A 25,358-nucleotide genomic window follows, 5' to 3' on the forward strand; every position below is an offset into this window, starting at 1 on the left:
GAAGGTGCGATCCATGCTGAGATACGACAGACGGCTTAGTTAATGTTTAGTTGATGACGTCAACATCCTCAACGAGTTGCACGAACTGGTCCTGCTCGGCGCGGGACACGGTTATGCTGATACCGCCCACGCCGACCCCCAGTGCCTGCAACAACGGGCCAATCACATCCTCGGTCAGGTTATCGGTGACATCGAACAGCAGATCGGTGATCAGGGGCTCCACGGCCGTCGCCAGACCGGTAATATCCACGCCCCCCAGTGAGGTCTGCAGCAGACTCAGGTCCAGGATGGTCAAATCCAGGTCCAGGCCGGACAGGCTGCCGCCGGGATCATGGTGGTCCAGGCGATCACAGCCTTCGATCGGCGAACAGTACAGGGCATATTTGGGATCCAGAATCACTTCCTCGGAGCTCCCAGGTATCGAGCCCTCCAGCTCAGCCTCCAGATTGAGGATCGGGTCGACGGTGGCCAGCCCAAGCAGCAGACTGACCTTGCCGACCTCGGTATCGATCGGCTCGGGTAGCACGTCACCGGTGGCCGGATCGATACTGCCGGTCACCAACTCCAGCACCTGGCGATCCAGGTCCAGCCCGAATTCCACCTCATTATCCACGCCGCGGGCGCACAGGGCCGAGGTCAGGGTTCCGGTTCCGCCACCAGCGTCGATCGCCAGGGGAATGGTCAGGCTGGCGAGTTCGAACTCCACCAGCCCCAGCAGGTTCAACGGCAGGATCTCCGCCGCCACTGTCAGCTCCAGGCTGATGTCCGGGGCGTAGAATTCACTGGCCCAGTTGCCATCCATATCCTTGCGGGCCCTGGCATCCAACAGGTACTTGGGCGCGCGATTGACATACAGGTTAAGCGTCAGGCTATCCTCATCGATGGCCGAGATCAGCGGCAAGCCGGCGGCGCCCAGGTTGGACAGGGTCACCGGGGCCCCGTTGAGCAACTGCTGTTCCCGCGCCACGTTCAGCACCAGGGTCGTCACCAGGCCATACAGCTCCACCTCGCTGTCTTCCGGTACCTCGGCGCCTTCCACCACCGCCACAATATCGGCGATCTCCAGGCCGCTGATCCCGGACGCACCGGCCAGGTCATCCAGCAACTCACCGGCCGGCGTGGCATTGCCGGCAACTTCCCGCAACGCGGCCGCCAGATTGTCCGCCGTCAGCGGCAGCATGTCTTCAACGGTGTCAACGCCCAGCTCGGCGAGCAATTCATCAATCTCGACGAAGGTGTCTTCCAGGCTGCTCAGGCTGGTCGGATCCAGACTGTAGGAGGGATCTCCAAACACCCCGCCGAGCAGCCCCCCCACCAAGCCACCATTGACGCCCGCCGTCGAGCCCGCCATGCCGATGACCGCCTGCACCTCCTTACGTGCCGCCGCGGTGGCGCTCAGGGTGACCGAACCCAACACCGACTCGGGCAACAGCCGGGAAATGGCCTCGTCCTGACTGAGGGACACATACACGGTGTTACTGGCGGCAATGTCATCCACCGACTGGAAGGCCAATTCCCCGGGGGCGGCGGGATTGTCCGCCAACACGCCGAACTGGACATTCAGGTCTTCCAGGCCGCCGCTGAATCCCTGGGCCTGGGCCGCCGCCAGGGCCCGACTCTTCATGGTCTCCAGCGAGACGTTGGTACCCCCGCAAGCCTGGGCGGCCTCGGCGCCGGCAGTGGCGGCCGCATTGGCCTGGTTCTGCAGGTCGTTGCGCACGCCATAGATCCGCGCGCCGTCCAGGGCCATGACGGACAACAGGGCAATGGTGACGAGAATCATCGGGGTAACGAAGATCAACGCCCCCCGTTGCTGGGCCAGCATCCTAGTCACCGCTCTTGCTCAGGTCGGACAACTGATCGGGTACCGGTCGCCGGAAGGTCTCGGCAATCCGCTTCTGGCTCTCCACATACAGCGGAGCGGACAACTCTCCCTGCTCCGGCGCGCCCGACTGGCGCTGCTGGTCCAGCACCCGTTGCACCTCCGGCCTGGCCGGGCGTTCCACCGGCCCTTCGGCAAAGCCCGACGGGTAACCCTCCGCCAGGGCGAGGGCGGGAAGCATCGCCGCCATCAGGACAAAACTGCGTTTCATGTCTACCTCCTCAGGCGCTCCGCCAGGCGGCGGGCATGGGCGATTTCATCGACACCGAAGTCGTAGCGTTCGGTCAACAGGCGCAGGCCCTGCTCGTTGTCGGTCAGCAGGTAGGCGGCGGCCAGGTTCTGCCTGACCGGGCCCTTGCCGTCCGCCAGCTCCAGGGCGGTGCGCAATTCATAGGCGGCGTGGTCGTATTGCCCGCTCAGCAGCAGGGCATAGCCATAGTCATTGCGGATGTTGGCGGACGAGGGGGATTCCGCCCGGGCCAGTTGCAACTGGCGCACCCCATCCAGCACCCGCCACTGCTTGAGCATCACCATGCCCAGGCCATGGTAGTCTTCACCGTTACCGCATTGCGCCACCAGCGCCCGAAACAGGCGCTCCGCCTCCGATAGCCGGTGGGCGGAGGCCAACAGCCGGCCCTTGCGTACCCAGTGGCCGTGGCTGTCCATCGGCTTGCCTTCCAGTTGCGCCAGGGCCGCGTAGGGTTTGCCGCCCTCGGACAACCGGTCCACCAGGTCCAGGTGAACCTGGGCCTCCGGTTGCACCTGACGGTTGCAACTGACCTGCAACGGCGGTTCCTCCCCTTCGCCACCGGCTTCGCCCGGCATCCCGGCACAACCGGTCAGCGTTGCGAACACCAGCAGCGCTCCGACCCAGCCGGTCAACTTCCGGATGCGGTGGATGGGCAACTGGGCCTGTCGCCAGAGGCTTGGGTAATCCATTCAGCGTTCCTTCTTCTGGCCTGGCTAACGCGCCAGGGTATCTGCGATAGACATCACCGCCGGCCCACCGATCAGGGTAAACAGGGCCGGCAGCATGAACACCATCATGATGATGGTCATCTTGGCGCCGATGCGGTTGGTTTCCTCATTCAGTCTGCTGCGCTCTGCGTTCTGGGCCTCGTGGATAATCTGGTCGAGGCTGCTGGAGGCCCGTGCCCCGAGCTTGCTGCTCTGCTTCATCAGGCTGACGTAGTTACGCAGCACCTGTATCCGTTTGTTGCGACCCAGTTCGTCGAGTGCTTCGGTGCGATCGGCCCCGGCCTCCATCATCCGGTTGAAACGGTCCAGGCGGACCGACAGCATCGGCATCACCGGCCGTGCCTGGGCCGCTACCAGGCGCAAGGCGCGTTCGATGGACAAACCGGCTTCCAGCAGCATGCGAGTCATGTGGCACAGCTCGATGGCCTCCAGGCTTTGCTGCTTCTCGGCGGCCACCGCCATGGAGCGAATGATCCGCCTTGGCAGCAGGAAGGCCAGCACCGCCACCAGGCTACCCCAGATCACCCCGGTGAAGGCAAAGCCCCCCAGGATGGCCAGCGCCGGCATCAGCCAACACATCAGCAGGTAATCGATACGGATGCGTTCTTCGGTACGACCGGTGATTTCCAGGGACTCCGCCATCTCCTCATAGTCACCCCGCACCGCCGCCAGGTCGGTAAACCAGGTGGCCAAGTCAACGATCCAGGCGCCCGCCAGCTCCTCCTCGGCGGCAGTCTGTTGGGCCAGACGGGCACGAATTCGGCCCTTCAGCCGCCAATACGGACCCTTGACCAGCGCCAGCCAGACCGCCGCGGCCGCGAGGACAATGGCGAGGAACGACCACAGGTTACTCACGCCCCACCCCCTGAATCAGACGCCAGATCATCACCATGCCCAGCAACTGCAGGACGCCAGCCACTATCAGCATCTTGTGGCCGATATCCGTTTCCAGCAGCACCCGGGAGTACTGGTCATTGATGGTGACCATGTACAGGGCCAACCCCGGCGGCAGCACGGCGAAGGTAATCGCCGTAAAGCGGGTCTCGGCGGTGGCGGCGAGAAATTCCCGGCGCATTTCCTGCTGTGACCGCAATGAACTGGCCACCTGCTGCAGAACCGGCCGGATCGAGGAACCGAAGCGGGTGGTGGTACGCAGGGATACGGACACCATGATCAGCGAGGGGATGGAATAGATGCCGGCAAAGTCCTCGAACAGGCGGGTATACTCCCGACCCGCCTCCACCGCACTGCGCAGCCGGAACACCAGCGGTTCAAACACCGGTGGCGCATCGTCAAAGGCGTTGATCAGGGCGTGTTCCAAAGAACGACCGGCATCCACATTGCGCAGCACGCCGTCGATGATCCCCGGCAACTCCTCCTGGATGGTCCGACGCTGGTTCTGGAAGCGGACCTTCCAGTAGACCCAGCCGGCCGAGCCGATGAAAAACAGCGCCACCAGCATCACCACCGGCCCCTGAAACACCTGCAGGGTCACCAGGATCGCCAGGATGGCGAGCCCCAGCAGCACGATCTGGTTCTGGGTCAAGTGGATGTCGGCCCGCATCAGCTGTTTCTCCAGCGGGCCCACGGTCACCCGGGCACTGGTGACCGCACTGGTTTCGCCCTTGGGAAACAGCCGCTGCTGAATACGGCCGGACACGGCGCCACGCTCCCGCCAGGAGGCCCAGAGCCATTGCGTGGCAACCAGCGCCACGGCAAGCAGGGCGACTGCCAGCGAGAGCTTATACCACACCAGAGGGCTCATGTTCCTCGCTCCGGTAGAGATAATCCATATGACAGGGGTCCTCTTCCGTCGGCCGCATCGCCACCACTTCACTGATGTAGCGACGGCCCGTGGGCAACCGCACCAGCTGCACGATGATGTCCAGGGAGGAGCCGATCAGGCGGCCGATGGCGCGCTCACCGGCATCGTAACCGTTGACCGCCAGCAGGGTTTCGATACGCACGATGGCATCCCGGGCGGAGTTGGAGTGGATGGTGCTCATCGAGCCTTCATGCCCGGTGTTCATCGCCTGCAACAACTCAATGATCTCCCCGGACCGGACCTCACCCAGGATGATCCGGTCCGGACGCATCCGCAGGGCGTTGATGACCAGCTCCCGGGCAGAGATCCGTCCGGTTCCCTCGGTGTTGGCCGGACGGGTTTCCAGGCGCACCACGTGGGGATGGTTCAGCGACAGCTCGGCGGAATCCTCGATGGTGACCACCCGCTCATCCCGCGGAATATACTGGCTGAGCAGGTTGAGGATGGTGGTCTTACCCGTACCGGTACCGCCGCTGACCAGGATGTTGCGGCGGGATTCCACGGCGTTGATCAGCAGGTCCAGACACTCGGGCGTCATCGAGCCGGTGTTGACCAGGTCGTGGGCGGTCAGGTGCTTCTGGGTGAACTTCCGGATACTGATCGAAGGGCCGTCCAGGGCGATGGGCGGAATGATGGCGTTCACCCGGGAACCATCCGGCAACCGGGCATCCACCATCGGGCTGGATTCGTCCAGGCGGCGGCCCAGGGGCGAGATGATCCGGCGGATCACCCGGATCACGTGATCGTCGTCGATGAATCGCACGCTGGTCCGTTGCAGCACACCCGCGATTTCCACGAACACATCCTGCGGCCCGTTGACCAGTATGTCGTTGATGCGGCCGTCGGCCAGCAGCGGCTCCAGTGGCCCAAAGCCGGTGACCTCGTCGTACAGTTCCTTGACCAGCAGGTTCAGGTCCTGGGTGGACAGGGGCACCCGATGCTGCATGATGAAGCCGGTGACATTGGCTTCCACGAACTCCTGCAGGGTTTGACGGTCGCTCTTGCCGACCTCGATGCCCTCTTCGTCCAGCCGCTCCACCACGTAGAAATGCACGCGCTTCTTGAGGTCCTGGAATTCCTGGTCAGTACGAGCCACCACTCACCCCCTCATGCCCGACGCAGCAGACGGCTTGCCTTGCTGGACTTGCCGGCGGCCTCCAGGCGTTCGTCCACCCGGCGTAACAGGCTCTCCAGCTTGCGATTATAGACCGAGCGCCGTGGCAGCTTGTGGATGGGGATGCCCGCATTCTTGGCCAGCAGCCGGTTGGCCCAGTCCAGGGGCAAGGCGCCGATGGCCTTGATACCCACCGCGTTCTCCAGCTCGCCGAGACCCGGCGGCACCTTTTCCTCGAAGCCGTCCACCAGCAGCATCCGCTCACAGCCCTTGGACAGCTCCGGTCCCCATTGCTGCAGCTTTTCCCGCGCCTGGTGGGCCTGCTCCACAACGGGGTGAATGGTCATGATCAAGCGGGTGGCGTGCAGGCCAACCACGTTGATCCAGTGCTCCGCCACCGTGGGGTCCACGTTGACGATCAGGTAATCGAACAGGCCCATCAACTGGCTGAAGGCGATAAACAGGTCGGCATTGGACGCTTCGGTCAGGTCTTCTGGCGGCAGGTTGCCGGCGAGCAGCCGAAGCCCCGGCACGTATTCCTCCAGGGCGGTGTCCACCAGGGTCTCATCGAGGGTATCCGGGTTGTGCAGCAGGTTGCTGAGATTAAAACGGTTGTTGGCGTCCAGGTAGAACACATGGCGATCGGAGGCGGCGGTATCCACGGCCAGGATACGGGCCTCCGGATGACGTTTGCAGACGGTGAAGGCCATGCTCTGGGTGAGGAACCGGGTATCCACCGTGGGGCTGACACTGGTCAACAGGGTGACCATGGCGCCATGGGGCCGTTCAGCCTTACCCGCCGACTCGCCCCCGCCCTCGTCGCTCTCCCGCGACAACAGCACCTTGATCTGCTCACGGATTTCCTCGGCGTCGCTGTCTGCCAGGAAACAGTCCCGGGCGCCAGCCCGCATGGCTTTCAGCAGGTGCTCCTGGGTGACCCGCTTGGCAATGGTAACCACTTTCAGGTCGGGGTGGGATTTGACCAGGGCACTGATAACCCGTAGGGAGCCGGTGGGATTGGCCTCGTCGGAAGCGACGAACACCAGCCGGCAACCGGTGGCTTCCACCAGCTTGATCACCCGGGTGAGGTCGGAACTGGCCACGAACTCCACCGGCCAGGCGCCATCCAGGGTCCGCTCCAGCCACACCCGCAGCCCCAGATCATCCGCCACACAGACTACAATTTCCTGATTCGTCATACCCTCACCAACTCAGTCCATGTTTGACCGGTTCCGAGCCACTGGACGAGCCCGTCGCCATGTCCAGCCAGTCCACGCTACTGTTCTGATAATCCACGCCAATGGACGCCGGTTTCTGCTGGTCTGCCGCCACCGGGGTCACGATATGGGGCGTGACCACCATAATCAGCTCCTTGTCCTCGCGGGAAATGCGATCTGACCGGAACAGCGCCCCCAGCACCGGGATGTTGCCCAGGCCGGGAATGCGATCGCTGTTGTTGATGGTATTGCGGCTGACCAGGCCACTGATGATGAAGGTCTCCCCCGGCCCCATGGAAACCGTGGTTTCCGTACGCCGGACCCGCAGGCCGGGTACCGCCACGCCCCCAGTCTGCACACCGCTGGAGAAATCCAGTTCGCTGACTTCCGGGGCCACCTTGAGGATGATCTGGTTCTGATCAATGACGGTGGGGGTCAGATTGAGACGGATACCGAATTCCTTGAACTCGATCTCGATGGAGTTGTCATCCACCCCCACCGGAATGGGAAACTCCCCCCCGGAGAGGAAGGTGGCCGACTGGCCACTGAGACTGGTGAGGGAGGGCTCCGCCAGGGTATAGGCGAAACCGCCGGACTCCAACGCATTGACGATGGCCAGGGAGTGGGCACCAAAACTGAACAGGTTGAAGCCTTCGGCACTGATGGGTGCCCCCCCGGCAGCACTGCCAAACCCGCGGAAGCCGGTACCCGGCGGGGCGATGCCGATGGCGGACTTGCCACCGTCGAACAGGCGTGAATAGTAGAGCCCCAGGCTATTTAACTTGCTGCGGTTCACTTCAACGATGCGGATATCGGTCTGCACCTGAGTGCCGAAGGGCATGGTGGCAGCCAGCGTGGGTGCCACCAGCACCGGCGCCTGCAGCGGTTCACGCTCGCCCCGCTGCCACACCGACAGGATGGTGGCCCCTTCACCGACGCCAGTCACAATGATCTCCCGGTCGCCGGACACCGACACCGCAGCAATCTCCGGGTTCGCGGTGGCCACCTTGGTCAGCGGATTGGGGAAGTTCAACACCCGCTGTTCGCCACTGCCGAGAGTGACCGGCGCACCGTCATTGATGGCCTGAACACTGCAGGCCCAGGCCACCAGCACGCCCAGCAACCAGGCTCTGGTCACACCGTTAGCGAACATAGACACTCCTTTGTTCAGCCCCTTCAAACACCTGCACCCGGTTGCCGCTCGGACGACTGGGCGCGGCCCTGGGCGGTGGAGGTGGCGGAGCCGGGAACAGGTCCTTCATGTAGGTAGGTTTGGTGTCATCCGCAGTGGTCGTGGCCACGGTGACTTCCTCCCCGCTTTCAGCCAGTGCGGCCAGGCGCACCTCGCCCTCATTGGAGGCCAGCAACAGCCTGGCCACCTGATCATTGGGTACCGCCAGTACCACGGAAGCGTTGCGGCGACGTTCTTCGTCATCCACCGCGTCGCCGGAGTAGGCAACCCCGCGGACGGCGATGACCACCACATTCTCCAGCACTGTCAGGGCCGCCGGCTCGTCCTTGTCCGACTCGTCAAACGAGGCGTAGACGTTGACTTCATCCCCCGGCTTCAGCAGGCCGCCAACACCGGAAACGTCGTTCACCGGAATGGCAATCGCCTGAGTGCCAGGTTGGAGCAGAGGCCGTACCAGACTGGCGGATTCGAACAGGTCTTCACGTAACAGGTCACCGGCACGCACCACACTGGAGACGGTCCCGCCAAAGCGCACGTCATCAGCGGCAACGGCCCCTTTGATGGGTCGGTCGGAGGTAATCTTCTGGAAGTTGGTCGCAACGAGTTCGTCACCCGGCGACATGGGCGCGAGAGCCACCAGATAGTCATAGGTCGGCGCCGGGGGCGCTTCCTCGACGGGCGCCCCGTCCGACTCACCAGCGGCCCGATCGGGGAGAGGCTCCGGCGCCCGCAAGACGCCCACCAACGCCAGAATCACCGCAACCAGAGCCAGCAACAAGGCCGGCAGCGTGTACAACAGCTTGGAATTCATATCGTTGGCATTGCTCCCTGCTTGATACTTCCCAAATACTAGGCCGCTAAGGCCAGGTTGTCAGATCGCAATGACCGACTCCACCGTCATGCTGTCTGGCAATGGGGGGAATGCACCCAGGAACCCGAAGTTCCACTGGCTCACGATCGGATTCTCGTCACTGCTTACCTGCACCCGGATGCTGCATTGCAGCAGGTCCACTCCGCTGCTGGTGATCATGCCGCAACTGGTGGCAGTGTCATCAACAGAACTGGCCACCGCGTCCGGCAATTGCGCAATCAGTGCGGCCAGGGTTCCGCCAGAGAGCGAAGTGACAGCCGACTCCAGGTCGTCACCGCTAACACTGCTGCGATCCACCCGCATGGCACTGGCCACCGCCTTGTCGACCGCATCCTGGATCTGATATTTGCTGTAAAACAGCACGCTGTAGGCCGCCGCCGCGTACAACATGGCGACCACCAACGGGAACAGCATCAGAAACTCCAGGGCGACAGCCCCCCGTTGGCGACGACTCCCCGCCATCTCGCGATCCATTGCCATGGCTAGCCTATCAGGTTGATGTAGAACGAAGAATCAGGAACTGCTACCGCCGCCAGAGGCATCAGTGAACAGCTGATTGAAAGCATTGCTCAAGGTAGTCTGAACCGTGGTATTGGTGGACAATACCCCGATAATGACGATTATTGCTGCCGCCAGCACCATGTATTCCAGTGCCGAGGCGCCCTGCTGTTTTCCGGGCAGGGTTGCGGTTTGCACTTTCACCGACAAGCGGCGAGACAGATTGGTAATGCCGTTGAGTTTCATACGATCAACTTCCCCTCATATTGTTTTGGCTATACATCCAGTATCGGCAGAAAATTCTGAAACTGTAATCACTTTTTGCGGCCATTCTGTAATGAATTGTCAAGTACGTAAAGCGGCCGACACCGATAAACACATCATGTTTTAACCTTTGTTTCACCGTTACAAGGTGCAAAACTTTGTGTTACCGGTGTTCATAATTCTGGTCGGGCAAAATTTTGCCCGCATTGGCCACAAATTAACCAATTGACCAACACTAAAGCCAAGAGGTCATCATGAAATCCCTGCAACAGGCGTTCGCCGCTATCACGGACAGCTGCCAGCCCCTGACATTACTGAGTTGCGGCGGCTCAGCGTCGGTCATTGCAAGCCATTGGGCGGAACATCATCCCGACAGCCTTCTGACGGAACTTGACCACCGCATGGCCCTGAATGCCTTTCCCTTGTCCCAAACTCACGACCTGGCCCTGGTCTGCGACACCCTTGAGCATCTGAGTCACAACGACGGCCAGCTACTGCTGGGCCAGTTACGCAACTTTGGCACCCACCAGATCGCGGTGGCGGTCTCGGAAAATGCCCACTGGCGATTCCAGGATTTCATTGGTCTGGGGTTTTCCCGCCAGGGTCCGGTCTGCGATGGTGACACCGAGTGCCTGCTTTACACCTACAACATCGACAGCTACAACCACCGGCGCAGCTGGAACAACCCGGACCATTGGGCCAACCCGGACATGTGGGGCAAGGCCTGGTGGTAGTGGTAGTGGTAGCAGCAAACCAACAGGTGGCAGCCTGTCACGATACAGGTGACTGCCGCCCCGTTACCAGCGCCGCCCACAACCTCGAGGCGCAAGCCATCTGCCAAACCGGGTACTGGCGAATCGGCCGACGGGTCCCGCGCCAACCAACGGACCGCTTCTGATGAGACGCTAAGGGTCAGCGCTTTTACGGTGACCTGACTGTCAGGCAGCGCATTCCGGAACGCAGGGTGCTTCACAGACCAAACACATTTTGTCGCCTCCCCTTACCCGATCGCACGCCACGATCGCCAGGCAGCCTCTGAACACAGTGGGTTCAGCGATTTTGGTACACCCAGCCGTCGGTCCCTATTAAATATTTTTTACAGGTATGAACCGCCTAAATCGTCAGCTTTCTTTACAAGCACCCCACCCACGAAATGTGAACATGGTTACACTTCATTGAAATGCAACAATTATCGGTTTCTGGCAGCGCTAATGCATGGGACTCCGGGCAACGCACCATTTCTATATGGATGAGGTACTACGAATGGAACGTGTGACTCAAATCGCAGTAACAGTGGCATTGGCCGTTGGCCTGGTGGGATCCGCCAGCGCAACGAAAATGACGCTGGCCGAGCTGGGCGCACAATACACCGCTGTTTATGAAGACGCCAATATCGACTTCAGTGACGGTTGCGTGTATTTCAGCTGCGCCGGCAATCTCCTGGTCAACGGATTCGGCCAGGAAGAGCAGTCAACCTCACCTGGTGACTTGTTCAGCGATGGGGTTACCGCAATCGCGGGCGTCTCCGAGCGGAAACAGCAACCTGGCCCGCTCGATGAGATTCCCACCGAGATACCCTATCAAGACGACAATCCGGAGACCGTTACCGTGACCGAACCTGGCACGCTGGCGTTGCTGGCGCTGTCCATCGTCGGTCTGGTGATTGCCCGGAAAAAGAAATCACACTGACACCGTCACCACGGTCTCTTCCCGGCACCGCCAACAGGCGGTGCCGGGCTTACAATTGCTCGATGAGCTCCAGATAACGCCGACAGCCGGGCAGGTAACCGGCGCCAAACAGATTGTAGTGATTGAGCGCATGGTAGAGGTTATAGATGTCCCGCTTGACCGAATACTCGGCACTGCGTGGCCAGACCTCATCGTAGGCGCGGTAGAACGCCGCACCGAAACCACCAAACAGCTCCGTCATCGCCAGGTCCGCCTCACGATCACCGCAATAAACCGCCGGGTCAATCAACCACACTGATTGAGCGTCAAACAACACATTGCCCGACCAAAGATCGCCATGCAGCAGACTGGGGCCGCGGCAGTGGGCATTGAGATAGGCTTGCAGCCGGGACCGCTGTCGTTCCAGAACGGAAGTCACCTCACCGGCCACGACCGGGTCCCGGATACGCGAGGCCTGGTAACTCAAACGGCGCTGCAGGAAGAACTCGCCCCAGTTGTCACTCAGCCCGTTAGGCTGGGGGGCAAGACCAATATAGTTGTCCTGTGCTAACCCGTAGCTCGACTGGGGTACCCGGTGCAGTTGGGCCAGGCCCTGCCCGAGCCGCGCCCACAGCCGATCCGTGGCAGGCACGGACTCAATCCGCGTCAATTCCAGCGTCTGCTCATCCACCGCCCAGACCTGGGGCACCCGGACACCGGCCACGCCCGCCCGGGCCAGGGTGCCCGCAAGCAGGCGCAAGCCCTCCGCCTCGCGCAACAGGGCATCGCGATAGGATCCGGGATTGGATTTGAGGAATCGGGACATGCCAGCGAGTATAGCCAAGGTGGCCGCCTGGTGTGCCTTAACACGAGTGGGAGTTGGCAAGTGGCGATCCTTGGTGGAAGATGGACACTCCATACGCCAGGGAGTTCACCGGGACCGATGAAACCGTTCAACCAGCAGAAGGCCAGAGAGGAGTTACAGTCGGAAGCCGACAAGATCGCCGAGACCGATCTGGAAGGCTTGCTGGCTCGCCAGCAACGGATCGAAAACAAGATCAAGCGCAGCGGCAAGCTGTCCCGGTTTGGTACCGACATCCGCCTGATGTTCGACATGTTGCGCGACTACTGGCAGGGCCAGTACCGGGCAGTGCCCTGGAAATCCATCGCCGCCATCGCCGGCGCCCTGATTTATGTACTCAACCCGCTGGACCTGATTCCGGACCTGATTCTCGGCTTCGGCCTGCTGGATGATGCCAGCGTGGTCGCCGCCTGTCTCACCCTGGTGGAAGCCGATCTGCACCGGTACGCCGCCTGGAAGCAACTGCAGGGCCAGCAGGAACCATGAATGAAGTCAGCCTGCTGCAGATTCTGCTGGCCAACGGCGTATTGCTGGCGGGCGCCTGCCTGCAGGGCGTGGCGGGCTATGGCATCGGCACCCTGTGCGCGCCCTTGCTGTTCTTAATCAATCCCCTGTTCATTCCTGCCCCGCTGATCCTCAACGCCACCGTACTGACCGTCATGATGCTGGTTCGCAATCGCGCCAGCCTGAGTTTCCGGGAGGTTCGCTTCGCCATCGGCGGGGACATCGTCGGCACTGCGTTGGCCGGCCTGACCCTGACCCTGCTGTCCACCCAGGGTTTTGAGTTGGCCTTCGGCATCCTGATCCTGCTGGCGGTGTCGCTCAGCGTGATCGGTCTGCGTCCGGGGCTGAACGCCCGCAGCAGCCTGGTGGCAGGGGCGGCCTCCGGCTACATGGGCACAATCACCGCCGTGGGCGGTCCGCCCATTGCCCTGATCTATCAGGACCAGAAAGGGCCGCTGGTGCGCGCCAACATGTCTGCCTTCTTCACGTTCGCCAGTTGCGCCAGCATCCTTGCCCTCACCCTGTCCGGTTATATTCGACAACGGGAACTGGAACTGTCCCTGGTGACCTTTCCCGGTGTGTTCGCCGGCTTTGCCCTGTCCGCCCTGTTGATCAACCGGGTGCCGTTCCAGGCCATGCGACCGCTGATCCTGACCATCGCGGCCCTGGCCGGTGGCGCGGCGCTGGTGCGCGGCCTGGGCTGAAAGGCGTTGCGCCCCCCCACCGCGATCACTATCCTTTACTCCGATCAACACCCAAGTTTTCGGAGCCACCGTGGATTTTGCCACCCTTATCGGCCTGGTCGGGGCCATCCTGCTTATTGCATCCGCCGTTATTCTGGGCGTGTCCCCGGAAGTATTCATCAACCCAGCCTCGCTGTTGATCGTGGTTGGAGGCAGCCTGCTGGTGGTTCTGGCGAAGTTCAGCTTCGGCCAGTTCCTGGGTGCGTTCAAGGTGGCCGCCAGGGCCTTCAAGTTCAAACTGCCGGACACCGATCAGAGCATTGACGAAATCATCGAAATCGCCCAGATCGCCCGCAAGGACGGCGTGCTTGGCCTGGAGAACCGGGAGGTCAGCTCCCCCTTCCTGGGCCAGGGCATCCAGATGCTGGTGGACGGCCAGACCGCCGACACGGTCAAGGAGCTGCTCTCCAAGGAGCGGCTGATGACCCTGGATCACAACCGCTCCGGCGCCAAGGTGTTCACGGCCCTGGGCGACGTGGCACCGGCGATGGGCATGATCGGAACCCTGGTGGGGCTGGTGCAGATGCTGTCGAACATGGAGGACCCCAAGTCCATTGGCCCGGCCATGGCGGTGGCCCTGCTCACCACCCTCTACGGCGCGATGATTGCCACCATGCTGGCCGGCCCCATTGCCGACAAGTTGACCCTGCGAATGACCGAGGAGGCGCGTATGCAGTCGCTGTACACCGACGCGCTGGTGGCCATTCAGGAAGGCAAGAACCCACGCATCATCGAGCAGTTGCTCACCAGTTACCTACCCCCCGACAAGCGGGATCGCAACGCTGGCGGTGAGGAAACCACTGGTTAGCGCCTATGGACGAACTGCCAGAAGAAGAAAAGCCGGGGATTCCGGCCTGGGTCGTGACCTTTGCCGACTTGATGTCGCTACTGATGTGCTTCTTTGTGCTGCTGCTCTCCTTCTCCGAGATTGACGCCCAGAAGTTCAAACAGATCGCCGGCGAGCTGGCAAAGGCCTTCGGTGTCCAACGGGAGGTGCCCACCCTGGAAGTGCCGATGGGCACCAGCCCGGTGTTCGATACCTTCTCACCCGCTCCGCCCGAGCCGACGGTGCTGGACGAGGTGCGCCAGACCACCTCGGAACAGGCCCCGGAACTGGAAACCCTGCGCAGCCCCATCGATCAACAGATTGAACAGCAGGTCTCCGATCAAATGGACCAGACCACCGCCAAGGTGGCCAGGGTGCTGGATGAAGCCATCCGCGACGGCCGCGTGCAATTGGCCCAGGAGCAACGCCGAATCGTGATTCGCATTGAGGAACGAGGCTCCTTCCCCTCCGGCTCGGCCGAGGTCACCTGGGAGTTTGAGGGGCTGCTGCTGGACATGGCCGAAGTCTTCGCCGACATTCCCGGCCGACTGACCATTGAAGGCCACACCGACAACGTCCCCATCCACAGTGATCGCTTCCACAGCAACTGGGACCTGTCCGCGGTCCGGGCCGTGTCAGTGGCCAACGTGCTGCTGGAAAGCGGCGCGGTGGAACCGTCGCGACTGGTGGTGAAGGGCCTGGCCGATACCCAGCCCAGGGCGGACAACGACACCCCCGAGTCCCGGGCACTGAACCGCCGGGTGGAAATCATCATCGACCTCAGCGGGCCCATGGAGGAACACGAAGCCCGGCTGCGGGAATTGATCGACGCGGGCCAGAGCGAGACCTTGACCCCGGACATGGAAACCAAGGCCAGCCCATCGTCGGAGCTAACCTGGTAGGCGCGCACCAGAATGGCACCGATACCACCCAATCACCACGATTACGCACCTTATTAGTGCGTATTTCTCTCTGATCAAATCGTCGAGACCGAGATTCGCCCCAAAAATAGACAGCAACTCCTTGCCACCCCTTAATATGCTCTATTTTGGAACACAGATTGCTTACTCCTGGCGACTTTCATGCACAACCCGCCTCAACGACGGGGCGGTCAGACACTCAGGAGCGATTAACCCGTGGACATCACGAGCGCAGTACACACCCTGACTGAAAGCGCGAACACGCTTTTTATCCTCATCGGCGCCATCATGGTATTGGCCATGCATGCCGGCTTCGCCTTCCTGGAGGTCGGCACGGTCCGGCACAAGAACCAGGTCAACGCCCTGGTCAAAATCATGACCGATTTCGGCGTCTCCGCCGTGGTCTACTTCTTTGTCGGCTACTACATCGCCTACGGTAGCCACTTCATGAGCAGCGCCAGCGAGCTTACCGCGGGCAATGGCTACGAACTGGTGAAGTTCTTCTTCCTGATGACCTTTGCCGCCGCCATTCCCGCCATTGTCTCCGGCGGCATTGCCGAGCGCGCGAAGTTCTACCCCATGCTGGTGGCCTCGGGCCTGATCGTGGCGCTGGTCTATCCCTTCTTCGAAGGCATGATCTGGAACGGCAACTACGGCTGTCAGAGCTGGCTGGAGACCCAGTTTGGTGCAGGATTCCATGACTTTGCCGGCTCCGTTGTGGTGCACGCCGTGGGTGGTTGGATCGCGCTCGCTGCCATCTTGCTGTTGGGCGCCCGCAATGGCCGCTACCGCAACGGCAAGGTGGTGGCCTTTGCCCCGTCCAACATCCCCTTCCTGGCCCTGGGCGCCTGGATCCTCACCGTGGGCTGGTTCGGCTTCAATGTGATGTCCGCCCAGACCCTGGACGGTATCAGCGGTCTGGTGGCGGTGAACAGCCTGATGGCCATGGTGGGCGGCGTGCTGGTGTCGATGCTGCTGGGCCGCAAGGACCCGGGCTTCATCCACAACGGTCCGCTGGCGGGCCTGGTGGCGGTGTGCGCCGGCTCTGACCTGATGCACCCGGTTGGTGCACTGATTACCGGCGGTGTCGCCGGGGCCATCTTCGTCTACCTGTTCGAATGGGCCCAGGACAAAATCGAGCGATTGGACGACGTACTCGGTGTCTGGCCGCTGCACGGGGTCTGCGGCGTCTGGGGGGGGATAGCCGCCGGCATCTTCGGCCTGGAATCCTTCGGTGGCCTGGGCGGTGTGAGCCTGATGGCCCAGCTGATCGGCTCCCTGGCCGGTGTCGTGGTGGCCTTTGTTGGCGGCCTGGTAGTGTATGGCCTCGTCAAGGCCGTTGCCGGCCTGCGCCTCACCGAGGAAGAGGAATTCAACGGCGCCGACGTCAGCATCCACCGCATTGGTGCCACCGCCATCGAATAAACCCGCTTGAATCCTGGGGGGGAAGCCGCCTAGGCGGCCTCCCCCGCTTCCCTTCCCGACCGGAACCGGTCCCGCCATTCCCGCAGCTGCTCCAGATACGACAGCAGGGCGGGAATCACCACCAGCACCAACAGCGTCGACAGCCCCAACCCGAAGGCGATGGACGTCGCCATGGGGATCAGGAACTGGGCCTGTAGCGAGGTCTCGAACAGTAGGGGCAGCAGCCCGCCGATGGTGGTCAGGGAGGTCAACAACACCGCCCGAACCCGCTGCACCACCGCCTCGTTCAGCGCCTCATTGATGGCCAGCCCCTGCCGGCGCTGCTGCTTGTAGAACGCCACCAGGATGATGGCGTTGTTGACCACGATCCCCGACAGGCCAAACAGCCCGAACAACGACAGGATGGTCAGTTGGAGCCCCATCAGCCAATGGCCCAGCAGGGCCCCCACCAGCGCAAAGGGAATGATCGCCATCACGATCAGCGGCAGGCTCCAGGACGCAAACACCCACACCAGCACCACGTACATCAGACCCAACCCGATGATCATGCCAGTCTGCATGTCAGCCAGGGTCTCGCGCTGGTCCGCCGAGCGGCCCTCGAAGCTGTAACGCAGGTTGTGGCGATTGGCCAGGCCCGGCAGCACCTGCTCCTCCAGGCTGGCGAGGGCCTTGTCCGCGGTCATCACCCGGGTATTGAGCGCCGCGCTCACTTCCACCGCCAGTTTGCCGTCCGCATGGCGCAAGGCCTGGAACCCCTGTTGATGAGCCAGGGTCATCACCTGGGCCAGGGGCACGAAGCTGCCATCGGCCACCCGCACGGTGAGCCTCGACAGGGTACTGAGCTGCTCCCGCTGATCCCGCGGCAACTGCACCCGCACCTCAATTTCATCCCGGCCATCCTGGTACACCTGGGCAATGCGGCCGTCGAACGCCGCCCGCAACTGACGCCCCAGGCTTTCGGTGGTCAATCCCAGGGCATCGCCGAAGGCGTTGACGCCATAGATCAGCTGTTCCCGGCCCCAGGGCATGTCGTCTTCCAGGTCCAGCACCCCGGGCAGCGCCCGCACCGACTGACGCAGGTCGTCGGCGGCCTGGCGCAGGGCCTCGGCACTCTCGCCCGTCAGGCGAACGGTGATGTCCTTGCCCGGTGGCCCGGCCCGGCGCTCGTCGATGGCCAGGTTCTCCAGACCCGCGGGCAGGGTCAGCCGCTCGCGCCAGGCCGTGATGAATTCCGGGTTGCGCACCGAACGCTGGTCCGAGGGCACCAGCTCCACCATCATCGCCCCCACCTCGTCACCGACCCGGGAACCGGCTTCGGCCACCAGGGTGCGACCGTGACTGGTCACCGCATGGAGAATCAGGTCGCCCCCCAGGTCTTCCTCCGTCTCGTTCAGGCTGCGCTCCATTTCGGCCAGGAAGGCGTCAACCGTCTCCCGGTTGGTGCCGGTGACGAAACTGGCATTGGCGAAGAACACCGAAGGCTCCGGCGTTGGAAAGAAGTTGAACTCCAACCGCCCGCCCAGCAGCAGGCCCACCGTCACCAGGGTCAACGCCAGGGCGGCGCTGAGGGTCACACCGCGGTGGTGCAGGGTGGTTTGCGACAGGCGCCGAAAAGCCCCCTGCCGGAAGCGCTCAAACCCACGCTCAAACCCCAGGCGCACCCGTTCGACCGGGAACGGCCTCGCCGACGGGGATTTCACCACAAAGGCGTGACGCAGGTGGGCAGGCAACACGATGAAGCATTCGAGCAGGGAGGCCACCAGCACGCAGATCATCACCAGCGGAATGTCCTGGAGGATATTGCCGATGATGCCGCCCACCACCAGCAGGGGCATGAACGCGGCCACCGTGGTCAGCGACGACGCCAGCACCGGCCACACCATGCGTTTGGCGGCGCCCTCGGAGGCATGCATGGAGCCCTCGCCCATGCGGGCGTGGGCGTCGGCGTCCTCCCCCACCACGATGGCGTCGTCCACGATCACCCCCAGCGCCATGATCAGGGCAAACAGGGAAATCATGTTGATCGAGCCGCCGATGCCCCAAAGCACCGCCATCGCCGCCAGGAAGGCGGTGGGAATACCGACCGCCACCCACCAGGCCACCCGACCGGGCAGGAACAGGTAGAGCAGCAGAATCACCAGCACCAGGCCGCCCATGCCGTTGTTGATCAACAGCGAGATACGCTCGTCGATCAGCTGCCAGCTTTCATCGTACACCTCCAGGTTCACCGTCGGCGGCAGCTGGGGGCGGGTCTTCGCCAGCCAGGCCTCCAGCGCCTCCGCCGCCCGCAGGGAGTGGCCGTTCTCGGCCCGCCTCAGCCTCAGCTCCACCGCAGGCATGCCATCCCGGCTCAGGGTCGCCTGGCCGCTGCGGGATTCCCGGGTCACGGTGGCCACATCCCCGAGGGTGATGCGCACCCGGTCACTGCTGACCAGCGGGATACTGTCGAAGGCCTGGACGTCCCGGCGTTGCTCCACCGCCCGCAGTTCCCGGGTCGCATCCTGCTGCCCCAACAGGCCCGCCGGCAAATCCCGGGAGACCTCCCGCACCCGGTCAGCAATCTGGTCCAGGGACAACTTCAGCGACTCCAACCGCTCCACCGGCACATCGATGCTGACCTGGAGCTCCGGCAAGCCGTTGATGTCCACCCGGTCAATGCCCTCACGCAACAGCTCATCCTCGAACCGGTAGGCCAGCCGCCGCAGCTCGTCCTGGTTGAGCTCACCGTAGATCAACAGGCGGGCCACCGGCTCGTAACGCTCGATCCGGGCGACCTGGGGTTCCTCAGCGTCCGCCGGCAGGTTGGTGAATTCATCCACCTGCTGACGGACATCATCCAGCGCCTGGATGGGATGGGTCCCCTCCTCGAATTCCAGGGTGATACTGGAGATACCCTGGGCCGAGGTAGACGTCATCTTCTTCAGCCCGTCGATATTACGCAGCCGCTGCTCCAGGGGATTGGTGACGCCCTGCTCCACGTCCTCGGCCGACGCGCCGCTCCAGATCACCCTGACACTGACAATATCCAGCGCGAAGGTCGGGAAGAACTGGATGTTCATCCGGGTCAGGGCCAGCAGCCCCCCCAGCAACATGGTCAGCATCACCAGGTTGGCCGCTACCCGGTGATGGACAAAGAAACCAATCACACCGCGTCGCCGGGCCATCAGCGATTCCCCTCATTGGCCACGTCCACCTTCAGCCCTTCCAAGGCGTTGGGCAGGTGGGTGATCACCAGCCGCTGGCCATCCGCCAGAGCCTCCCCGCTGATCAACGCCCAGCGCTGGCCATCGTCACGGTGCACCTCCCCCCGCAGACGGACATTGAGCCGCCTCAGCCGCTGCTCCGGGGAGACGGTATAAACACTGTTATTGCCGTAAAGGGCGCTGTAGGGAACCGCCACGGCCGAGGCAATGGGCGGGCGCCGCAGGACCACCGGGAGCATGCCGCCCGGGCGCAGGGCGCCGGACTCCCCCTGCAACTGGAACATGGCTTCGGTCCCCGAAGGGGCACCCTGGCCGGCAAACCGCTTCATCCGGAAGCGATAGCCGCCTTCGGCCGCCACCGCCTCCAGGATCTGACCCTCGGCCAACGCCTGGGCGAGTTCCTCACGGTAGACGTCCGGAATCTGCGCACGCAGTTCCAGGCCATGTACCGGATACACCGACAGCAACGACTGATACCGGGCCACCTGGTCGCCTGGGGCGACCTGAATGTCGGTCACGATCCCCGCAAACGGTGCCGCCACCTCGCTGCGTCGCACATCCCGCCGGGTGGCTTCGAGCCGCGCCTGGGCACGACTGAGGCGGGCCTTCAGGCTTTGCTCCCGGGTAGTGTGTTCGTCGATGGCACGCTGCCGGCCCGCCAGGGTCAGCCGGGCCTGGGCCAGGGCGTCCCGGGCGTTGTCCAGCTGATCCTGCGACGCCAGGTTGCGCGCCACCAGGGTCCGGGTACGCTCAAGTTGTCGTTCGGCATTGGCGACAATAGCCTGCTCGTTGACCAGCGCCTGACGGTCATTGGCATAGCGAATGGCCTCCGATCGCAACTGCGCCTCCAGGTCGGCCACCTCGGCCTGGGCCTCCACCAGCAGAGGGGCGATGTCGGCCTCGGCAAGCGCGACCAGCACCGCCCCCGCCGCAACCCGCTGGCCCTCCTCTACCGGCCGGCTGGCCACCTGCGCCGCCACCGGCGCCGCCAGGGTGGCCATGTCCGGCGCTGTCACCTGTCCATACAGGGCCAGCTGCGGGTGATGGCGCTGCAGGGCTACGGTGAGGGTGTCCACCCGCCAGCTTCGCTCCTGGGCAGTCACCGAGGGCGGTTCCGGCCGCGTCCATTTGAGGGCCATGAAGCCGGCAATGCCGATGGCCAACACCAACAGGGGGGTCAAACGCTTGAGCATAGTCTCTCCAGTCCGGCCTTACAGCCTGCGTATACCGGGCGGATTGTTATTGTTGATCGGATATCGAGGCAGACTCGCCTTCAAAGTTAGCTGAAGGCGATCAATTGTGAATCACCCTTTAGGGCTATAATTTTAAAGTTAATTATAGGAGCATCTCTGCCACTCCCGAATCGTCCCCAAACCCACACAGACTGGAATGTTGTTGTGCATCAGGTCATCTTGATCAACTGCCTGGTGGTGGTCGTCGTCGTGTTCATCCACTACGAAGTCCTGCTCCGCCTGGCTCAACTGCTTGGACGCCTGGGGCCGAATCTCCACCGCAGCCGCGTCGTGCTGGCGGTGCTTGGCGCCCTGGTCGCCCATGCCCTGGAGGTCTGGGTCTTTGCCGGAGGCTATTACCTGATGCACCACGCCGATACCTTCGGCCACCTCACCGGCAACTTCACCGGCAGCCTGATGGACTGTGCCTACTTCTCGTTCACCGTCTTCAGCACCCTGGGCTTCGGGGACATCGAACCGTTTGGTGCCATTCGCTACCTGGCCGGCATTGAGGCGCTCACCGGCTTGATGCTGATTACCTGGAGCGCATCGTTCCTGTTTATCGAGATGCAGCGTTACTGGCCCAATCGATAACCATTTGGAATCGATCCACGCCCGGATCAGGACTTCGTGCTACGATTAGAGCTGTAAGTAACTGGCGAACATGAAGCACAGGACGGCCCGTTTCTTGCTCGCCTGCCAATAATAACTCCAAAGGCCACGGTTAGTTATGAAGCCAAAGGTTGTAGTCAAGAACCTTTACAAAGTATTTGGTGATCGTCCCGACGAGGCCATGAGACTGGTCCGGCAAGGGATGCCCAAGGGCAAAATCTTCGAGCAAACCCAGCAGACCATCGGCGTCATGGACGCTTCCTTCGAAATCTTTGAGGGCGAAATTTTTGTCATTATGGGGCTGTCCGGTTCCGGCAAGTCCACCATGGTGCGCCTCCTCAACCGGTTGATCGAGCCCACCGACGGCGAGGTCTGGATTGGCGACCAGAACATCGCCGCGCTCTCCGAGAAGGCGCTGAACCAGCTCCGCCGCGACAAGATCACCATGGTGTTCCAGTCCTTCGCATTGATGCCTCACCTCAACGTGATCGACAACGCGGCTTTCGGCCTGGAGCTGTCCGGCGTGCCGCGGGAGGAGCGCCACCGACGGGCCCGTCATGCCCTGGCCCAGGTGGGCCTGGAGGCCAACATCCACAGCTACCCGGACGAGCTGTCCGGTGGCATGCAACAGCGGGTCGGGCTGGCGCGGGCCCTGGCCAACGATCCCGAAATCATGCTGATGGACGAGGCCTTCTCCGCCCTGGACCCGTTGATCCGCACCGAGATGCAGGATGAACTGATCAAGCTCCAGCAGGATTCCGAGCGCACCGTGGTGTTCATCTCCCACGACCTGGATGAGGCCATGCGTATCGGTGACCGCATTGCCATCATGGAAGGGGGCCGGGTGGTCCAGGTGGGCACCCCGGATGAGATCCTCAAGAACCCAGCCGACGACTATGTCAGTTCGTTCTTCCGGGGTGTCGACAAGTCCTCGGTCTTCACCGCCGCCGATGCCGCCAAACGCAAACAGGTCACCGTGATTGAACGGGAAGGCGCCGGCATTCCAGCGGCCCTGGAGCGCTTGCGCCAGAATGAGCGCGACTACGGTTACGTCATCGACCGCAATCAATGCTTCCTGGGGGTGGTGTCCGTCGACTCGCTGATCGCCGCGGAGCAGGCCAACCAAACCCTGCCGGAAGCCTTCATCAGCGACGCCACGCCGCTGCGCAGCGACACCTCGCTGCATGACATCATCGGCCCGGTGGCCGCCGCCCCCTGTGGCCTGCCGGTGGTAGACGACAGCGGCAAATACCTCGGGGTGATTTCCAAGGCGTCATTACTGCGGGCGCTGGACCGGGAGGGAGAGTAAATATGGCTGACGAACGCAGCGAAACCAGCTACGACGAAGTCCCCTATGACACCGAAGGCGGGGCCAACCCCTGGGCCGATGTCACCGTGCCCAACATCGAAGGCGACAGTGGCACCGAAGCCCCAACGGACCCCTGGGGCAGCGCCGGATCGCCGGAACAAACCGAGGCCGGCGGGTGGCTGTCCGGTACCACTCAGGTGGCCGAGGAAAACACCTGGGAAGCCCCGTTTCGCACCGAATGGTTCGATATCCAGGGCGCGGTGGAAGACGGCATTGACTGGATCGTGGAAAACTTCCGGCTGTTTTTCCAATTGATCAAACAGCCGGTGGATCTTGCCCTGGGGGTGTTCGACACCACCCTGCTCAGCATCCACCCGCTGGTGATGGTGCTCATCTTCGGCCTGGTGGCCTGGCAACTGTCCAGCCTGCGCCTCGGGATTGCCGCCATGATCGGCATGATCACCATGGGTGCCATCGGTGCCTGGGAAGAGGCCATGACCACCCTGGCGCTGGTCATCACTTCGGTGCTGTTCTGCATGATCCTGGGCATTCCCACCGGCATCTGGATGGCCAAGAGCGACCGGGTCGCCGGTATTGTCCGCCCGATTCTCGACGCGATGCAGACCACCCCGGCGTTCGTGTATCTGGTTCCCATCGTCATGCTGTTCGGTATCGGTAACGTACCCGGCGTCATCGTCACCATCATTTTTGCCGTGGCACCGGTGATCCGTCTGACCAACCTGGGCATCCGCCAGGTGCCCGGCGACCTGGTGGAGGCCTCACGGTCCTTTGGCGCCAGTCCACGGCAGCTGCTGTTCAAGGTCCAGCTGCCCCTGGCCATGCCCACCATCATGGCCGGGGTCAACCAGACCCTGATGCTGGCCCTGTCGATGGTGGTGATCGCCTCCATGATCGCCGTACCCGGCCTGGGCTTGATGGTGTTGCGGGGCATTGGCCGCCTCGATATCGGCCTGGCCACCGTCGGCGGTATTGGCATCGTCATACTGGCCATCATCCTGGATCGGATGACCCAGGCTCTCGGCAAGGACGCCCGGGAGCGCGGAGTCCGCCACTGGTACGAATCGGGTCCCGCGGGGCTGATCTACGCCATGGCGAAGAAAAATAAGAAGGAAGCCTGAAACCCAACCCAGCAATGCAGGAGCACGTATGATGAAATCCCAAGCGAAGCTAGTGGCAGCCCTCTTGGCAGGCAGCGTCAGCTTGACCGTCGCCGCCGAGTCCATGCCGGGCGAAGGCGTCACCGTGCAACCGGTACAAAGCCCGATTGCGGAAGAAACCTTCCAGACCATGCTGGTCAACGAGGCACTGCGGGAACTCGGTTACGACGTCCAGCCCATCCAGGAAGTGGACTACAGTGCCGGCTACACCTCCATCGCCAATGGCGACGCCACCTTCATGGCCGTGAACTGGTACCCGCTGCACAACACCATGTACGAGAATGCCGGCGGTGATGACGTCTTCTATCGCCAGGGCCACTACATCAGTGGGGCGGCCCAGGGCTACCTGATCGACAAGAAGACCGCCGAGGAATACGACATCGACAACCTGGGTGATTTCAAGAACCCGGACATTGCCAAGATCTTCGACACCGACGGTGACGGCAAGGCCGACCTGACCGGCTGCCAGGCCGGCTGGGGATGTGAGGGTGTGATTGAGCACCAGCTCGATGCCTTCGACCTGCGCGACACCATCTCCCACAAACAGGGCCAGTATGCGGCGATCATCTCCGACACCATCACCCGGTACAACGAGGGCGAGCCGATTTTCTATTACACCTGGACCCCGTACTGGGTCTCCGGCATTTTGGTGCCGGGCAAGGACGTGGTATGGCTGGAGGTACCCTTCTCCGCCAACCCCAACAATTCGGACACCGAACTGCCCAACGGCAAGAACTACGGGTTCGAGATCAACAGTGAGCGCATCGTTGCCAACAAGGACTGGGCCGCCGAAAACCCGGCAGCAGCCAAGTTGTTTGAGGTCATGACCCTGTCGGTGAACGACGTCAGCGCCGAGAACATGCAGATCCGTAACGGTGAGGACGACCAGCGGGACATAATGGCCCACACCAAGGCCTGGATCGAAAACAACCGCGACACCTTCGACGGCTGGCTGGAGCAGGCGCGCGCCGCCGCCATGTAACCCACACTCACCAAAACCGGGGGACAGACTTCCAATCTGTCCCCCTCAGCCTT

General features: G+C 62.6%; 25 protein-coding genes. 11 read left to right on the forward strand and 14 right to left on the reverse strand.

Annotated features, from left to right (window positions below; genetic code table 11):
- Positions 1-46 precede the first annotated feature (46 nt).
- The 11 genes from R3175_RS04470 to R3175_RS04520 are packed head-to-tail and all read right to left on the reverse strand — an operon-like array spanning position 47 to position 9,823.
- Positions 47-1,825 (reverse strand): hypothetical protein, encoded by a 1,779-nt coding sequence (locus tag R3175_RS04470; protein ID WP_318942663.1) that lies wholly within the window; start codon positions 1,823-1,825, stop codon positions 47-49.
- 1 nt (position 1,826) lies between these two features.
- Positions 1,827-2,093, reverse strand: a complete 267-nt coding sequence (locus R3175_RS04475) for a hypothetical protein (protein ID WP_318942664.1) — start codon at positions 2,091-2,093, stop codon at positions 1,827-1,829.
- 2 nt (positions 2,094-2,095) lie between these two features.
- On the reverse strand, positions 2,096-2,821 hold the full coding sequence (locus R3175_RS04480) for a hypothetical protein (protein ID WP_318942665.1): 726 nt from the start codon (positions 2,819-2,821) through the stop codon (positions 2,096-2,098).
- A 24-nt stretch (positions 2,822-2,845) separates the two neighbouring features.
- Complete coding sequence (locus R3175_RS04485) at positions 2,846-3,715, reverse strand: type II secretion system F family protein (RefSeq protein WP_318942666.1); 870 nt, start codon at positions 3,713-3,715, stop codon at positions 2,846-2,848.
- On the reverse strand, positions 3,708-4,625 hold the full coding sequence (locus R3175_RS04490; protein WP_318942667.1) for a type II secretion system F family protein: 918 nt from the start codon (positions 4,623-4,625) through the stop codon (positions 3,708-3,710). The genes R3175_RS04485 and R3175_RS04490 overlap by 8 nt, the downstream gene beginning before the upstream one ends.
- Complete coding sequence (locus R3175_RS04495; RefSeq protein WP_318942668.1) at positions 4,603-5,784, reverse strand: CpaF family protein; 1,182 nt, start codon at positions 5,782-5,784, stop codon at positions 4,603-4,605. Before R3175_RS04495 ends, R3175_RS04490 begins: the two co-directional genes overlap by 23 nt.
- An 8-nt stretch (positions 5,785-5,792) precedes the next feature.
- The gene (locus R3175_RS04500; protein ID WP_318942669.1) at positions 5,793-6,998 is read right to left on the reverse strand and encodes a hypothetical protein; all 1,206 of its coding nucleotides are present in this window, start codon (positions 6,996-6,998) and stop codon (positions 5,793-5,795) included.
- 4 nt (positions 6,999-7,002) lie between these two features.
- Positions 7,003-8,169: a type II and III secretion system protein family protein gene (locus tag R3175_RS04505; protein ID WP_318942670.1), complete on the reverse strand. Its 1,167-nt coding sequence runs from the start codon at positions 8,167-8,169 to the stop codon at positions 7,003-7,005.
- A complete protein-coding gene (gene cpaB, locus R3175_RS04510; RefSeq protein WP_318942671.1) occupies positions 8,159-9,019 on the reverse strand; it encodes a Flp pilus assembly protein CpaB in 861 nt (286 codons plus the stop codon). Before cpaB ends, R3175_RS04505 begins: the two co-directional genes overlap by 11 nt.
- Before the next feature lie 60 nt (positions 9,020-9,079).
- Positions 9,080-9,559 (reverse strand): TadE/TadG family type IV pilus assembly protein, encoded by a 480-nt coding sequence (locus tag R3175_RS04515; protein ID WP_318942672.1) that lies wholly within the window; start codon positions 9,557-9,559, stop codon positions 9,080-9,082.
- Between the two features lie 33 nt (positions 9,560-9,592).
- A complete protein-coding gene (locus R3175_RS04520; RefSeq protein WP_318942673.1) occupies positions 9,593-9,823 on the reverse strand; it encodes a hypothetical protein in 231 nt (76 codons plus the stop codon).
- Positions 9,824-10,095: 272 nt separating this feature from the next.
- Between R3175_RS04520 and R3175_RS04525 the strand changes: the two genes are divergently transcribed.
- Together R3175_RS04525 and R3175_RS04530 are read left to right on the forward strand one after the other, a co-directional pair.
- Complete coding sequence (locus R3175_RS04525) at positions 10,096-10,575, forward strand: DUF6231 family protein (RefSeq protein ID WP_318942674.1); 480 nt, start codon at positions 10,096-10,098, stop codon at positions 10,573-10,575.
- Between the two features lie 529 nt (positions 10,576-11,104).
- A complete protein-coding gene (locus tag R3175_RS04530; protein WP_318942675.1) occupies positions 11,105-11,530 on the forward strand; it encodes a PEP-CTERM sorting domain-containing protein in 426 nt (141 codons plus the stop codon).
- A gap of 49 nt (positions 11,531-11,579) precedes the next feature.
- Here the strand turns inward: R3175_RS04530 and R3175_RS04535 are convergent, their stop codons facing one another.
- Entirely contained in the window at positions 11,580-12,353 is a 774-nt protein-coding gene (locus tag R3175_RS04535) for a fructosamine kinase family protein (RefSeq protein ID WP_318942676.1), read from the reverse strand.
- Positions 12,354-12,452: 99 nt separating this feature from the next.
- Here R3175_RS04535 and R3175_RS04540 point away from each other — a divergent pair, with 99 nt between their 5' ends.
- The 5 genes from R3175_RS04540 to R3175_RS04560 all read left to right on the forward strand — a co-directional run bounded on the left by R3175_RS04540 (position 12,453) and on the right by R3175_RS04560 (position 16,789).
- A complete protein-coding gene (locus tag R3175_RS04540) occupies positions 12,453-12,857 on the forward strand; it encodes a YkvA family protein (RefSeq protein ID WP_318942677.1) in 405 nt (134 codons plus the stop codon).
- Positions 12,854-13,579: a sulfite exporter TauE/SafE family protein gene (locus tag R3175_RS04545; RefSeq protein ID WP_318942678.1), complete on the forward strand. Its 726-nt coding sequence runs from the start codon at positions 12,854-12,856 to the stop codon at positions 13,577-13,579. The genes R3175_RS04540 and R3175_RS04545 overlap by 4 nt, the downstream gene beginning before the upstream one ends.
- Positions 13,580-13,649: 70 nt before the next feature.
- Positions 13,650-14,426 (forward strand): flagellar motor protein PomA, encoded by a 777-nt coding sequence (gene pomA, locus R3175_RS04550; RefSeq protein ID WP_318942679.1) that lies wholly within the window; start codon positions 13,650-13,652, stop codon positions 14,424-14,426.
- A gap of 5 nt (positions 14,427-14,431) precedes the next feature.
- The gene (locus R3175_RS04555) at positions 14,432-15,346 is read left to right on the forward strand and encodes a flagellar motor protein MotB (protein ID WP_318942680.1); all 915 of its coding nucleotides are present in this window, start codon (positions 14,432-14,434) and stop codon (positions 15,344-15,346) included.
- A 234-nt stretch (positions 15,347-15,580) separates the two neighbouring features.
- A complete protein-coding gene (locus R3175_RS04560) occupies positions 15,581-16,789 on the forward strand; it encodes an ammonium transporter (protein ID WP_318942681.1) in 1,209 nt (402 codons plus the stop codon).
- A gap of 29 nt (positions 16,790-16,818) precedes the next feature.
- Here the strand turns inward: R3175_RS04560 and R3175_RS04565 are convergent, their stop codons facing one another.
- Together R3175_RS04565 and R3175_RS04570 are read right to left on the reverse strand one after the other, a co-directional pair.
- Complete coding sequence (locus R3175_RS04565; RefSeq protein ID WP_318942682.1) at positions 16,819-19,953, reverse strand: efflux RND transporter permease subunit; 3,135 nt, start codon at positions 19,951-19,953, stop codon at positions 16,819-16,821.
- Positions 19,953-21,185 carry an efflux RND transporter periplasmic adaptor subunit gene (locus tag R3175_RS04570; protein ID WP_318942683.1) on the reverse strand — a complete coding sequence of 411 codons (1,233 nt, stop codon included), beginning with the start codon at positions 21,183-21,185 and terminating at the stop codon, positions 19,953-19,955. Before R3175_RS04570 ends, R3175_RS04565 begins: the two co-directional genes overlap by 1 nt.
- A gap of 204 nt (positions 21,186-21,389) precedes the next feature.
- On the opposite strand from R3175_RS04570, the gene R3175_RS04575 reads away from it, so the two are divergent.
- The 4 genes from R3175_RS04575 to proX all read left to right on the forward strand — a co-directional run bounded on the left by R3175_RS04575 (position 21,390) and on the right by proX (position 25,305).
- Positions 21,390-21,818 (forward strand): potassium channel family protein, encoded by a 429-nt coding sequence (locus tag R3175_RS04575; RefSeq protein WP_318942684.1) that lies wholly within the window; start codon positions 21,390-21,392, stop codon positions 21,816-21,818.
- Positions 21,819-21,954: 136 nt separating this feature from the next.
- Entirely contained in the window at positions 21,955-23,145 is a 1,191-nt protein-coding gene (gene proV, locus R3175_RS04580; RefSeq protein WP_318942685.1) for a glycine betaine/L-proline ABC transporter ATP-binding protein ProV, read from the forward strand.
- 2 nt (positions 23,146-23,147) lie between these two features.
- Positions 23,148-24,284, forward strand: a complete 1,137-nt coding sequence (gene proW / locus R3175_RS04585) for a glycine betaine/L-proline ABC transporter permease ProW (RefSeq protein ID WP_318942686.1) — start codon at positions 23,148-23,150, stop codon at positions 24,282-24,284.
- A gap of 28 nt (positions 24,285-24,312) precedes the next feature.
- Positions 24,313-25,305, forward strand: a complete 993-nt coding sequence (gene proX, locus R3175_RS04590; RefSeq protein WP_318942687.1) for a glycine betaine/L-proline ABC transporter substrate-binding protein ProX — start codon at positions 24,313-24,315, stop codon at positions 25,303-25,305.
- Positions 25,306-25,358: the final 53 nt, after the last annotated feature.

The organism is Marinobacter sp. (genome assembly GCF_033722735.1).
Taxonomy (GTDB): domain Bacteria; phylum Pseudomonadota; class Gammaproteobacteria; order Pseudomonadales; family Oleiphilaceae; genus Marinobacter.

Coding starts and splice junctions, on each gene's coding strand:
- R3175_RS04470 (WP_318942663.1), bottom strand. CDS start 1,825: ATGCTGGCCCAGCAACGGGGGGCGTTGATCTTCGTTACCCCGATGATT.
- R3175_RS04475 (WP_318942664.1), bottom strand. CDS start 2,093: ATGAAACGCAGTTTTGTCCTGATGGCGGCGATGCTTCCCGCCCTCGCC.
- R3175_RS04480 (WP_318942665.1), bottom strand. CDS start 2,821: ATGGATTACCCAAGCCTCTGGCGACAGGCCCAGTTGCCCATCCACCGC.
- R3175_RS04490 (WP_318942667.1), bottom strand. CDS start 4,625: ATGAGCCCTCTGGTGTGGTATAAGCTCTCGCTGGCAGTCGCCCTGCTT.
- R3175_RS04500 (WP_318942669.1), bottom strand. CDS start 6,998: ATGACGAATCAGGAAATTGTAGTCTGTGTGGCGGATGATCTGGGGCTG.
- R3175_RS04505 (WP_318942670.1), bottom strand. CDS start 8,169: ATGTTCGCTAACGGTGTGACCAGAGCCTGGTTGCTGGGCGTGCTGGTG.
- cpaB (WP_318942671.1), bottom strand. CDS start 9,019: ATGAATTCCAAGCTGTTGTACACGCTGCCGGCCTTGTTGCTGGCTCTG.
- R3175_RS04515 (WP_318942672.1), bottom strand. CDS start 9,559: ATGGCAATGGATCGCGAGATGGCGGGGAGTCGTCGCCAACGGGGGGCT.
- R3175_RS04520 (WP_318942673.1), bottom strand. CDS start 9,823: ATGAAACTCAACGGCATTACCAATCTGTCTCGCCGCTTGTCGGTGAAA.
- R3175_RS04525 (WP_318942674.1), top strand. CDS start 10,096: ATGAAATCCCTGCAACAGGCGTTCGCCGCTATCACGGACAGCTGCCAG.
- R3175_RS04530 (WP_318942675.1), top strand. CDS start 11,105: ATGGAACGTGTGACTCAAATCGCAGTAACAGTGGCATTGGCCGTTGGC.
- R3175_RS04540 (WP_318942677.1), top strand. CDS start 12,453: ATGAAACCGTTCAACCAGCAGAAGGCCAGAGAGGAGTTACAGTCGGAA.
- R3175_RS04545 (WP_318942678.1), top strand. CDS start 12,854: ATGAATGAAGTCAGCCTGCTGCAGATTCTGCTGGCCAACGGCGTATTG.
- R3175_RS04555 (WP_318942680.1), top strand. CDS start 14,432: ATGGACGAACTGCCAGAAGAAGAAAAGCCGGGGATTCCGGCCTGGGTC.
- R3175_RS04565 (WP_318942682.1), bottom strand. CDS start 19,953: ATGGCCCGGCGACGCGGTGTGATTGGTTTCTTTGTCCATCACCGGGTA.
- R3175_RS04570 (WP_318942683.1), bottom strand. CDS start 21,185: ATGCTCAAGCGTTTGACCCCCCTGTTGGTGTTGGCCATCGGCATTGCC.
- proV (WP_318942685.1), top strand. CDS start 21,955: ATGAAGCCAAAGGTTGTAGTCAAGAACCTTTACAAAGTATTTGGTGAT.
- proW (WP_318942686.1), top strand. CDS start 23,148: ATGGCTGACGAACGCAGCGAAACCAGCTACGACGAAGTCCCCTATGAC.
- proX (WP_318942687.1), top strand. CDS start 24,313: ATGATGAAATCCCAAGCGAAGCTAGTGGCAGCCCTCTTGGCAGGCAGC.